Source organism: SAR324 cluster bacterium, from assembly GCA_015232315.1.
GTDB lineage: Bacteria > SAR324 > SAR324 > SAR324 > NAC60-12 > JADFZZ01.
Genome location: JADFZZ010000007.1, coordinates 40,066 through 52,536 on the forward strand (window position 1 = coordinate 40,066; position 12,471 = coordinate 52,536).

At 47.2% G+C, this 12,471-nt stretch carries 8 protein-coding genes; all 8 read right to left on the reverse strand.

Going from position 1 to position 12,471, the window contains the following annotated elements; genetic code table 11:
- Window positions 1–26 precede the first annotated feature (26 nt).
- The 8 genes from HQM11_07395 to HQM11_07430 all read right to left on the reverse strand — a co-directional run bounded on the left by HQM11_07395 (window position 27) and on the right by HQM11_07430 (window position 12,463).
- Window positions 27–1,160, reverse strand: coding sequence for a fused response regulator/phosphatase (locus tag HQM11_07395; GenBank protein MBF0350841.1), 1,134 nt, complete (start codon window positions 1,158–1,160; stop codon window positions 27–29).
- A gap of 268 nt (window positions 1,161–1,428) precedes the next feature.
- A complete protein-coding gene (locus HQM11_07400) occupies window positions 1,429–4,662 on the reverse strand; it encodes a PAS domain S-box protein (GenBank protein ID MBF0350842.1) in 3,234 nt (1,077 codons plus the stop codon).
- Window positions 4,663–4,809: 147 nt separating this feature from the next.
- Complete coding sequence (locus HQM11_07405) at window positions 4,810–5,010, reverse strand: hypothetical protein (GenBank protein MBF0350843.1); 201 nt, start codon at window positions 5,008–5,010, stop codon at window positions 4,810–4,812.
- A gap of 19 nt (window positions 5,011–5,029) precedes the next feature.
- Entirely contained in the window at window positions 5,030–5,338 is a 309-nt protein-coding gene (locus tag HQM11_07410; protein MBF0350844.1) for a hypothetical protein, read from the reverse strand.
- A 2-nt stretch (window positions 5,339–5,340) separates the two neighbouring features.
- On the reverse strand, window positions 5,341–6,225 hold the full coding sequence (locus HQM11_07415) for an ATP-binding protein (protein ID MBF0350845.1): 885 nt from the start codon (window positions 6,223–6,225) through the stop codon (window positions 5,341–5,343).
- 437 nt (window positions 6,226–6,662) lie between these two features.
- Window positions 6,663–9,107, reverse strand: coding sequence for a hypothetical protein (locus HQM11_07420; GenBank protein ID MBF0350846.1), 2,445 nt, complete (start codon window positions 9,105–9,107; stop codon window positions 6,663–6,665).
- A gap of 502 nt (window positions 9,108–9,609) precedes the next feature.
- Complete coding sequence (locus HQM11_07425) at window positions 9,610–10,197, reverse strand: response regulator (GenBank protein ID MBF0350847.1); 588 nt, start codon at window positions 10,195–10,197, stop codon at window positions 9,610–9,612.
- A gap of 52 nt (window positions 10,198–10,249) precedes the next feature.
- A complete protein-coding gene (locus tag HQM11_07430) occupies window positions 10,250–12,463 on the reverse strand; it encodes a PAS domain S-box protein (protein ID MBF0350848.1) in 2,214 nt (737 codons plus the stop codon).
- Between the last annotated feature and the right edge of the window lie 8 nt (window positions 12,464–12,471).

Sequence of the window (12,471 nt, forward strand, 5' to 3'; positions counted from 1 at the left end):
GTTCATGAACCACCCAATGACTGCGGTCACACTACTTCGAGACCAACCAGGGTTACATCATCTTCAAAGGTGTCTTTTCCCGAAAAATCCCGCAAATGGTTGACCAGTTGATCCAGCAGGATCTCCATTCGCTGATCGGCATGACGCAATAAAAAATGTTTCAGATTGAGCACACCGAACATTTGCTCTTTTTCATTGAAAACTTCAGTGATTCCATCGGTATACAGCAAAATTTTATCTTTAGGCCGCAAGTCGATTTTACATTCTTCATAATGAGCGATTTCATGCGAAAACAGGCCAATCCCCAAACCTCTGGTTTTGAGGTGTAAAATTTCGTTGGTTGAGGGGCGGATCAACAAGGCCGCGGGGTGTGCCGCTGACGTGTAGGTGAAACTTTGAGTGTCAGGATCATAAATCCCATAAAACATGCTGGCAAAGGAACCCTCTGGCAATTTATTGAAAATGACGCCATTCACCCAGTCCAGAGCCATTTTCGGTGAACGCAAGCCCGGCGAGAAATATTTGAAAATGCCCGACACCATAAAGGAAATCAAGGCCGCGGAAATGCCATGGCCGCTGACATCCGCAATCAGGAAACCGAAGTGTGTTTCATCCACTTCAAACACATCATAAAAATCACCACCGATCCGGGACATGGTCAGGTAGCGGACGGTCACGTTCATTCCAGGCACTTCGGGCAGTTCTTTTTGTAAAAGAGCGTGTTGCATTTCTCTGGCTTGTTCCAGCTCCTGTTGCAGGAGCCGCTGTTGCTGGAACCGTTGTAAATTGCCCAGCACTCTGGCACGGAATTCCTGAAGGATGAACGGTTTGACGATATAATCCGTTGCCCCCAGTTCGAAAGCCCTGATTTTTTGTACAGGCTCCTGATGCGCCGTCAGAAACAAAATGGGTATCTCTTTATACTGTTTTATTTTCCGGATCTGTTCAATCAGTTCAAAGCCATCCATTTCAGGCATTTCCAGATCCGTCACAAGCAAGGACACATTTTGTGCTTCAAGCACCTTCAACGCTTCAACTCCGTTGCTGGCATTGAGAAGCTCCACCGTGCAATCGGCCTCAACTTTCATGGCGGAACGAATCCTCAAATGTATCATGGGATCATCGTCAACCACCAGGATCTGGCATGGATCTTTTCGCATGTTATCCTTCAGGCATGTGATAAAAAATTCGTAAGCGTTCAGCTTACTGTGAAAATCCCCCTTTTCAAAGGGGGTTGGGGGATTTAACCCTCAGAATTACATCCCCCTAACCCCCTTAAACCAAGGGGGAATTGGTTCACAGTACCATTCTGGATGCTTAAGTTGATGACATTGATGGTAGGCGGGGATTACATGCCCCGCAAACGCCAAACATCGTATTTTTGACGGGCACATAGTCCCGTCCTACCAAAGAAGTGAACAACCCTGATTATCCGCCCATGAGCGCACTGAACACCTGTAATTGCGCGTTGAACTTTCCTGTATCTCCTGTCCGGGACGCGGTTGAAAGTTGTTCAGCGTATTTGCGCAATAGTTCTGACTGATGGCTGTCTGCTATTATTTGCAGAATCTGGACAAACGACTCAAGATCCTCCCGTTGCGGATGGTTTACCAGGGAAGGCCAGACGGCCTGAAATTCTTCCCGGATCTCCTGTTGCAAGACCTTGGGAAGTCGGGTGAGATCTAGGGTGTTGGCATCATCAGCACTGTTGCCGGTATGGGTAAGAATGGTGTGGATCGTTTTGATCAGTAATTTGGGTGAGATGGGCTTGAACAGATAATCCGCGCACCATTGTTTCAATTGTTCCGATTCTTCCTTCAGAGCGGAGGCGGTCAGAATGACAATCGGGATATGGGAAGTCTTTGGATTTTCCTTGATCAAACGGGTCGCCTCAATGCCATCCATGCCGGGCATGTGAACATCCATGAGAATCAGATCCGGCAATTCCGCTGTTGCCTGATTCACCCCTTCGTAGCCATCCACGGCCTCCAGACAGGTGATGGGATATTTATGCAGAAATCCGCGGATCACCATTCGATTGGGTTTATTGTCATCGACAATCAAAACCGTGGCCTTCGGCAAATCCATGTCCCTGGCTGGTTGCGTTTCTGTGGGAGTCTCCAACTTGGCAAGTTCAAGTCCATAGAGATTGATTCTGAACAGGGATCCCTGTCCCGGGACACTGCGGAGGTGAATTTTGCCACCCATCATGGTCACCAGTTGTCGAGTGATGCTCAAGCCGAGTCCGGTTCCGCCATAACGACGGGTGCTTTGACCTTCGACCTGGGTGAACACGTCAAAAATCAATTGCTGTTGATCTTCGGCGATACCGATGCCTGTGTCTTCGACTTCCACTACGAGATTGATCCGGGTGGGATCGTGGCTATGGGCGGTTTCAACGATTGAAAACTTCACCTGTCCCTGTGAGGTGAACTTGAACGCGTTGCTCAATAAATTGATCAGAATCTGCCGGAAACGCACTTCATCCAGCATGATTCCAGTCGGGAGTGTGGGCGACACATTGATTTCAAATTGCACGCCACTTTCCTGGACTCGCGGCAGAAACATCGTCCGCATTTCCTGTGCCATGGTGAGGAGGTTGACCGGTTCCAGTCGCAGTTCCAGTCGCCCGGCCTCAATTTTTGACAGATCCAGCACATCATTGATGAGCAACAACAGGTTTTGTCCGCCAATATGAATGCCCTTGAGATATTCCTGTTCCTCAGGCTTCAGATTGATATTCGATAACAGCGATGCGAAGCCCAGAATGGCGTTGAGCGGAGTACGGATTTCATGACTGATATTGGCCAGAAAACGACTTTTTGCCAAATTGGCCTGTTCCGCCCGTTTCTGGGCCTGTACCAGTTTTTCTTCCAGGATCTTCCGTTCAGTGATGTCGGTGTGAGAACCGGACACCCGAACCGGTTTGCCGTCGCTGTCTTTGAACAACTCTCCGCGACCTGAGATCCAGACATAAGAACCATTCTTGTGACGCATGCGGAATTCAGAGTCAAAACGCCCGACACCATATTTCAGATAATGCTGTATTTTTTCAGACATCATCGGTTGATCTTCCGGATGCAGCAGATTGATGAAGGTCTCTGGAACATTGGCCAGTTCGTCATCGTCATAACCGAGGATCTGTTTCCATTGCGGAGAAAAATACATTTCATTGGTCAACAGATCCCAGTCCCAGATGCCATGTTGTGCCCCCCGGACAGCCAGTTCAAACTGATCCCGGTTTTTTGCCAGAGCGTCCTCTGCCAGTTTGAGTTCAGTGATGTCGGTGAACGATGTCACCACGCCATCAGGACTTTGAGTGGATTCCAGGAATATGGGTGAAGAATTGACAGATAACCAGATCATGGAACCCTGCTCATGCTGAACACCAGTGATGACTCGTTTTTGTGATACTCCTGTACGCAAGGTCATCCTTACCGGATACTCCTCATCCGTAAATTCTCGTCCATCCGGATGAATGACTTTCCATTGAGGTGAGGATGTTGATCGACCGATGACCTGGTTTCGTGACACACCCAGAATCTGTTCCGCGGAGGGATTGATCTCAAGGATCTGCCCGTTCCTGCCATACAGGACAACGCCTTCGGCAAGGGTGTTGACCAGCGAACGATAGCGCAGTTCCGCTTTGCTCAGTTCTTCACGGCTTTTTCTCAATTTCTGTTCTTCCCGGTTGCGTATCCGTGTTTGATACCAGAGGGCCGAGATCATTATCCAAAGGACGCACCACAGCACAAGGCCCCTGAGCAGGGTCGGTATTAAATGTGCGCTACGCCATTGCTGTTCAAATTCCAGGCGGTTTAAGGCCAGAACGGTTCTGAAAGGAAAATTTTTCAGTTGATACACCGCATAATCCCAGTCGGTCGCTTCCAGCATTCCGGTGCTCGAAACGAGGGCCTCTGTCAGAACAAGTCTGGAAAAGGCCTCAACCTCTGAAATGGAGTTTCCGAATTTTTCCTGACTTTTGTAACTGTCGTTGATCCAGAGAGAGTGCAGGATCCCCTCAGAATCCATCAGACCTGCCGCATGCATGAACAGGACGGATGTTCGTGACATCTGTTCAAAGTATGAAGAAGGATCAAGCAACAGCAACAGCACACCCAGCGGGTGAGTGCCCTCCTCGTTATACAGAAGCATACTCAGGTGAGTGACCGGGTGATTGTCGTGAGGAGGAAGAATCATCATTTTCTGAGTGTCATGCTGATGCCGTGACAGGAGCGTCTGAAAATCAAGCGGTATGTTCATTTTCATGCCGGGGTACAACCAGATTTCCGCCAGAAGATTACCGTTCATATCAAGCACGGCACTACCGGCAATTTGTGGCACATGAATCATGTGCTGTTGCATGATCCTTTGAAAATCTTCCCGGATGTCCTGCTGAGCGCTCAGAAGCGAGGATATCCGGGAACCGGTTTCCAGCAGGATAAACCGCGAAAGCAGGAGGATTGTATTGATCGAATTTCCCACAATCTGGGCCTGGGAGATGGCTACAGTATGGGTTTGTTCAAGGATGACTTCCCGTTCTTTGAGGACAGATTGTAGCAAATACCACAACGACAACACCATCAAGGCCACCACCATGAGCGCAATAATCGCGGTCAGACGGGTGAGGCTTTGCGGATATTTTGAAGGAACGGTTTTCATGGCGACTCCAATGCTCTTTTTGCGGCTGACACCAACTCCGGGTTCATGCCAAGTTCCTTAACCAATGATTGCTGATCGGATATACGATCTCTCCATGTTTGTCGAGTCTTTGCATCAGGAGAGGCGAAATCGCGACTATGGCCCTGTTCAATCTGGTTTCTGTCTCCCGGAATAAGAGGCTTTCAAGTCTGTAAAGATCTGTTGCACCTCTTCTACCGGCACACCCTCCAGCAGGGCTTTCTGTAAATCAAGCAAGGTCACGGTATAGGTTGTCTTCCCGGTTTTCCTGATTTTAACGGCAAATTCCTCACTGATTTCCAGAAAAAGTTTGGTGACATATTCATCCATAGACATCCTGAATGATTGTTTAATATCTTTGATAATTTTTGGCCTGTGGCGGCGTCAGAAAAAAATTTCTACCTTCCTCTTCATGTACCTGATTGAGAAATCGACAACTAAGACAGGATCTCAACTTTGAAGCGTAAGTTCCCTGTTTTTTATTGAAACATAAGGTTCCGGCGATGACCCAGCAAAATCTGCCCGAATTTTCGCCGTTGTTGACGCCATCAAATTCAGAGTCAGGCAAAGACGCGGGGCATGGTCCGAATTCCTCAACATGCTCTCCGCCTGGTTCTCTGCCGCACTTCATTTCTTCCCAGCAATTTTTTCTTTCCATATTCAACTCCTGTTGGTGAAATCAGAAATTTGCACACCGGGATCAAAGTGTTCAGACTCTTCCTGGTTTACCAGTTTATAAAAATCACATTGTTCACAACCATTTTCATGTTTAGCGTGACCGTGGTTTTTCTTGCCACAGAAGGTTCCATTGATGGCCCAACAGACTCGGCCGCCATTGGTTCCATGATTGCAACCATCCGCGTGATACAGCGCGGAAGCCGGGCATTCCCCATGGTGGACCCTGTAGCCATCCAGTTCCCGTCCGCATTTAAAAAATTCCCAGCAATTCTGTTTTTGGTTTTTACAGGATTCCTTCTGACTCCGGAAAATGATGGTGATTCTGTTTCCTGTTTTATTCCAGAACGCCCCGCTTGATAACTTGCGAATGATCAGAAGTCCTCTGCCGACAGTTGAGCCATTAAAATCAAGCTGTTCGAGTTGCTGAAGTATTTTGAAATCGAAACCATTGCCTTCATCTTCAATGTCAAAACGCAGTTGATCGTCTGTCATTAAATATAAAATATGAACTTTTTTTCGTGAATAAATCGGGTCGTTTTCACAGGACCTTAGTTTTGAATAAAACACACTCCAGTCAGTCTCTTTCAAGGCTGAAGCAATTTCAAAATTTCCGTGAACAACAGCATTTGTAAGTGCTTCATTGAGGCAAAGGTGCACCTTGTCCGGATCAATCCCATGTTTCAGACAATATTCACCACAATGCTGGTCCAGATGTTCCAGTATCTTACTAATATTCTGCAACTGACTTGATATGATAAGCAGTTGAGACTGGTTTACAGGCTGAAACTTGATTCCCCTAAGATCCACATAATCATTCAGGGATGATTCCTCATTGATTCTTTGCTGGAAGTCGTTGGTTTTATTCATGGAGACATCTCAACTAAGGGGATTGATAGCTTGAAGTTGATACTTCAAGCTGAAGTTTATCACTTCCCGACAAGCCCATCAATCACACAGAAGGGAAAAGAAGGGAAAAATTATTTCCGTAGAAAAATTGAATTTTGTGTCAGTCTCAGGACAGTCGAAAAACTTGGCAGACTTTGGAAATAGTGGGCTGGCAGGTACTTCAACAGAAAATCAGGGACAGGCGAAACACAAAACAGGGGGAGTTGTTCCAGAAAAAAAAGTAAAAAAATCCCGGTGATCGTCATCGTTTTGCTCGTGCCCTACGTCCCGTGGGGCACGATATCCATCAGGCGAAGCTCTGCTTCGCACCCACCGGAGGTGGGTCATGGAACGGTTACGAACGGGACGTTCGTAACCAGAAAGTTATCCATGTTATTTTTCGAACGTTCCTTAGGGCCTCAAAGACCGGAATCTTTCCAGAATTTGAGATAATGGCCGATGATAAAAAGTTCAGTCCTGTTCAACAGATATTGTTGGACGTGTTGTGACACATAGGTGGGATTCTGTAAGGACTGAACCGTATTGAACTGCTTTATCAATTGCTGTTGCGTCTGTTCCAGAATCAGCAGACGTCGGGTCAGATGCAGGTGCTGAAAAATCATGTTTCTGAGCAGTTCCAGGGATTGCTCAGAGTAGTTTATGTTCTGACTGACTTTGGAAATTTCTTTCCTACGCTGGAGGAACCGTTTGAGCAACTGCGTTTTATCCTCAAAAATACTGAAGAGATTGAGGCGATAAACCCTGACGAAGTTAGAGGACTTGTCCTGGAATTGACGAAGCCGGAGATAGACGGGCAGACATTGTGATGAACTGTTCAACCAGTCGGTGAACACCACCAGATCATACTTGTCCAACCGGGAATTTTTCAGAAACGCTTCGATACTGTCTGATGAGGAGGGATCATGGTCAGCGGCTTTCATCTGTTTTTCAAGCTTGTTCAGCGTCCAGAGGGCCAGCAAGCCGGCATCAAACCCCTCAGCTATCAAATGTTCACAAATTGGCTCGCCCCTGTCATCAATGATAAGACAGCGGCTGACCCGAACCAGCGCAAGCACCAGTTTTTCCAGATGTCCCCCTTCTTCAATGGCTTCCAACAACAACCAGTGTAACAGCGTCAGGTATTGCGGAAACAATTCCTGAATCGAAGCTTCATTTTGTTGTAGCCGGGTCCGGACTTTATGAACACTCTGCTGTATTTTCCAGAGTTGCTGGTGTTCATTGTATTTTGCGACCAATAACTTATTTTGTTCACTCCGGGTGATGTTTTCTGCCAGTTGTACGAAGCGTTGTGACCATTGATCCACTTTGAAAAAATCAGTGCTGTCCGGATAGGTGTATTCCGACAGGGGTAATTCAGCATCAACAATTTCTGATGACCATTGTTCGGGAAGGGTTGAAATTTCTGAACCGGTGGACCATGACTCCCGGCCTCTCAGCGACAGGATAAGGCTGGCCTGTTCCAGTTCCTGCATGTTTGTTTTTCCCGGTGTTGAGATTATGGCAGAAAGGCCGGTTGCGTCCAGACGCTGGCGTAAATTTTGTTCAAATTCCCCATTCCACAACTTCGGCAACAATAAAACCGGGCGCACCTGCTTTATTTTTTCCTGATCTCCCGGCCGATACACTCTGGTTTGCGGCAGGAATTCGTTCACGTCCAGTGAAGTGAACACCGTTGGGGCCACAGTGTTCCTGTCCAGTGTCGCGGCCGAAATCGTTGCCAGCGTGGATAATACCTGTTTGACGGCAGTGACGTCTGTTTGAAACAGACGCGGTTTGAGATTGTTCAGGAAGTTCTGAAAATTATTATTGAGTTCCTTGAACACACTGGATTTTTCACTGAGACTTTCCACCGGAGATCGTTTTTCCGGTTCCACCTTCTGCTGAAGCTGAGCCACGGTATCATTGAACGTTTCCAGGGGCAGTTGATTCAGTAGTTGATCTTCTTTTTCGGGATCTTCAAGCACCCATTCGGAAAAGGTTTTTCCCTGAAAATACAGATTCTGATAAATTTTCTGCTTCTCAGGATGCCTGTCCAGACGTTTCACCCAGTGATGCAGATATTCCTGTTTGAGTTGTTCAAAGTGAACCAGGCTGTAGTGAATGTTCAAATTGCGGTTGCGCACCCGGGTACGGATTTGCTGACGGAACATCAAATTCAGGAATATGCTACGGTAAGGGTTGACATCCACAGTTTCAGGACGCGCGTATACCAACTTCAGTTGACGGCGATGCTCCAGTTGCTCTGATTTCAGATAATCAGGACTGATATTTTTATAAATCAAATTGTGATATTCCGGTTTGATGGATTGCCGGATCGCCATCATCAAGGCCCCGCGAAAGCCCTTCAAAATGCTGATCTGCCGCTCTTTCTGAAATTCTGAGGGAAAACTGACGCCTGACTCGATTTCAGTCTGGAGAGCGTCCACTGACTCGATTGTCTTTTTGACTTTGTAGAGATCATACAGAACATAAATATCCTGTTCATACGGGTCACGGTTGATAAAAAACCAGTCTCCCTCTCTGTCGCATTCAACCGCATACAGATGACGCATGAACTGATGAAAACTTTTTTCAGAGACAAAAGCCCCATGATATCTGAAAAATTTCTGTTGTGAGACTTCAGACGTTTTTTTCAACTGTTCCAGAAGCGGCAGAATATAAAACCGAAACGCGTGCCGCAAATGGTTGATGCGAACCAGCATGTGATCGGTGAGCTGAAGCTTCTGCTCATAAATTCGATCAGATTTTTCTTTCCAGAACCGGTCGATATTCCTGATTTCTCTGATCCAGAAATTACTTCTGTTGTTGACTGGTATCTCTGGTGATGTGTTTTCAGGCGACATGACGCCTCCTTTCCGGCTATGGCTATTCAATATATACTAAGGAACATTCAAAAAATAACAGGGCAAACTTTCTGGTTATGAACGTCCCGTTCGTAACCGTTCCATGAGCCACCTCCGTGGATGCAGGGCTGTTCACTTCTCTGGTAGGACGGGACTACGTGCCCGTCAAAAATCCGATTTTTGGCGTTTGCGGGGCATGTAATCCCCGCCGACCATCCGGTTGACGCTCAAAATATGGAGAAATGAACAGCCCCGGGTGGATGGTCTATGGTCATCGTTTAGCCAGTGAGTGACGCAAGCCGGGCAGGACGATACCGGGAACGGTAGCCCTGGGTTACGTCCCGGGGAAGGCGACAAACCGTGGAATTTCATCGGGACGTAACCCAATGCTACCGTCTTCGAAAGGGTATTTACCCTCGATGATTCCGCATTTTCTTTTTCGGCAACCGTCTGACACTGACGAAACAATGACTATGGCCACCCGGGCAAAAGTTTTTTAACATTAATCCGGCATTTCATCAGTCCAACTGTCATCCTGCTCTCTCTCCCTGTTTTCGATGAGCCATTTCTGGGTGAGGGAGGTGGTCAGTTGTCTGATTTGCGCGGGTTTGAAGGGTTTGTGAAACGACAACAACCGGTCAGGATTGCCAACTTCGGCAATGATTTCGTCATAGCTGAAATCGGAATAGGCGGAAAAAATCACAATTTCCACATAGGGGTCGAGTTGACGGATCCGTTTGGCTGTTTCCAGTCCATTCATTCCGGGAGGCATTCGCATGTCCAGAAAAACCAGGGCAATCGGTGCCTGTTCAGCCAGCGCTGTTTCAATAAGGCGTAGCGCATCCTTTCCCTGAGAGGCTTCCAGTATTTCATAATTTCCGATATTCCATTCTTCGATCAATATTTCCTCATCATCGCTTTGATCAAAGTCTCCTGTGAATTCGTCCGGTTCCCCGTCTTCTTCATCAAACAGATCCTCCAGTTCTTTCAACCGGGAAAGATTCTGATTGGCTTCAAGGATCTGGCGATAACTTTGTCGAATCGCGAATTCATCATCGACCACCAGAATTCTTATGGATTGAAAATTCATAACGACACCTGAAAAGAGGGTTTTTAGTTGGAAACAAATGAGGCGTCAGCACTCATCCGGTTACAGGCAGTAAAAATTTGATCTGTGTTCCCATTCCGACGCCGGGGGATTCCATTTGAATTTCGCCCTGACAACTGTTGATGAAGTTCGCGCTGTCGTGCAATCCTGATCCCACGTTGTTTGCCTTGGTGGAATATCCCGCCTTAAAAGCCTGGTTCAGAATTTCCGGAGTTGCCCCACAGCCTGAATCCTGAAAAGAAACCTGTATAAACCGGTTGTTTCGCACCAGGGTAGCCTCGATGCTTATGACATGGAATATTTCCGTTCCTACCGGGGGTTGTTCAATGCTTTCAATGGCATTCTTCAGCAGGTTCATCACAACCAGTGACAGTTTATTTCTGTCAATTTTTAATTTTGGCAGATGGTGGTCATATTTCTGGTTCACACCAATCTTCAGTCGGTGGAGTTCCGGTTTCAGGATTTCCAGCACTTCCTCGATCAATTCCCGCATCACGATTTCTTCCCGGACCGGTTGAAAATCAGCAAGTTCCTGCTGGGAGTCAATGATGTCTGTGACCTGTTTCAATTGCTGGTTTATAATTTCCAGAGCCTTGATATTTTCAGCATGATACAGGCTGAGCTGATCCGCCAGTTTCAGGAACATCGGGATGATTTGGATTCCCTGCGGGTGCCCGGATAAATACGTTTCCAGGGTGTTGGTCTGATGATGCTTTGTCAGGGCCTTGTGAGTTTTTCTTAACAGGGATTCCATCAACCGCAGTTGTTCCTGTTGTTCCAGCATCTGATGCGCGCTCACCACAACCGGGGTAATGGCATTGCCAATGTAATGGATATTGCTGATGGCATTTTCCATGACACCGGCTTTATACGCCTGTTGTAACATCAATTTTTGCTGTTGATAAATTTGGGTTTCGGTTTGCTTGCGATGGGTGATATCGCGCACCACACAGACGAATCCCCCTTCTTCCAGTGAGGTGAGCAAAAGATCCTGTGGAAACAGACTGCCATCCTTCCGTCTTCCCTGGGTCTCGCCCTGCCAGTGTCCCTGCTGTTGAAACACAGGCATGATTTCCCGCATAAATCGTTGATATTCAGTGTCAGTATAAAACATGGTCCATTTTTGCCCCAGCAGTTCAGAGGGATCCGCATAACCATACATCCGGGCATGTGCCGCATTCATGTAAATGTAATGGTCCCGGGCATCCAGAATCCCAATGCCTTCCAGAACCGCATTCATGGCCATCGTCTGCCTGTGATCCTTCAACCGGGTGTCTCTGAGTCTGGCAGTCATGCTGTTGAAGGTATTTGCCAGATCATTGATTTCCAGGCTGGCGTTGTGGAGTTGCACCATGTCCCATTTTCCCTTGGCCACATTGGCGGCGGCCTGTTCCAGTTGAATCACCGGGTTGGCGATTTTCCGTGTTAAAACCAGCAGATTGATGCCGATCATGATGATCAGTAACAGTCCACCCAGAGTAATCATCTGGATTTCCATGGCATAAATCGGCTCGCTGATCAGCGTTTCCGGAATTTTTGTCATCAGCGTGAGCGAATAAAACCGGTCCAGCGAAAATTCTCTGATTTCACCCTCCACAGCCATGTTTCCGGCAGTGACGATCGGGTCTCCCTCATGCAACAGCGATAACACCATATCGGCTTGTTTCGGTATTTTTTTCCAGACGCTGTCCCAGTGAAGAACCGCCACCAGAATGCCGTCATGGTGTGGCCCGGAATACACAGGCAACGCCAGAACATAGAGTACTTCTCCGGTTTTGATGCGTGTGAAATTATTGTATTGTTGTCCATCGTCCAGAATTATTTCCTGCATTTTGTATGAATCGAGCAGTTCCCCATACAAACGTTCCCATTCCGGATTGTTGGATGCCAGCAACTCTAAACTGTAATTGTAGAGGCTGACCGAAATATCTTCTTTCATGCCGGAAACGGAAATTTCGCTGATAAACTGCGGTAGATATGCCTCACGTCCGGCATCATCAACCAGACCGTTCATCAATATTGTGCTTTTTGAAAGTTCCCGCATTTCATCTTCAAACAGAGTCAGTCTGTTGGTGATCAATTCACCCATGTGTTTGACAGACATGCTGTAATTCTCACGAATCTGTTCGCGTAGCAGAGAACTGCTGTTGTGGAACAGCATCACACTCAACACACTGATATCCAGCGCGCTGATACAGAACAACACCAGGGATATTGTGACCTTGATGCTGAGACGCCGTTGTTTCATGATGAATC

What these genes read in the sequence shown, in the direction of transcription:
- HQM11_07395 (MBF0350841.1), bottom strand. Translation starts at nt 1,160, where the DNA reads ATGCGAAAAGATCCATGCCAGATCCTGGTGGTTGACGATGATCCCATG.
- HQM11_07400 (MBF0350842.1), bottom strand. Translation starts at nt 4,662, where the DNA reads ATGAAAACCGTTCCTTCAAAATATCCGCAAAGCCTCACCCGTCTGACC.
- HQM11_07405 (MBF0350843.1), bottom strand. Translation starts at nt 5,010, where the DNA reads ATGGATGAATATGTCACCAAACTTTTTCTGGAAATCAGTGAGGAATTT.
- HQM11_07410 (MBF0350844.1), bottom strand. Translation starts at nt 5,338, where the DNA reads ATGGAAAGAAAAAATTGCTGGGAAGAAATGAAGTGCGGCAGAGAACCA.
- HQM11_07415 (MBF0350845.1), bottom strand. Translation starts at nt 6,225, where the DNA reads ATGAATAAAACCAACGACTTCCAGCAAAGAATCAATGAGGAATCATCC.
- HQM11_07420 (MBF0350846.1), bottom strand. Translation starts at nt 9,107, where the DNA reads ATGTCGCCTGAAAACACATCACCAGAGATACCAGTCAACAACAGAAGT.
- HQM11_07425 (MBF0350847.1), bottom strand. Translation starts at nt 10,197, where the DNA reads ATGAATTTTCAATCCATAAGAATTCTGGTGGTCGATGATGAATTCGCG.
- HQM11_07430 (MBF0350848.1), bottom strand. Translation starts at nt 12,463, where the DNA reads ATGAAACAACGGCGTCTCAGCATCAAGGTCACAATATCCCTGGTGTTG.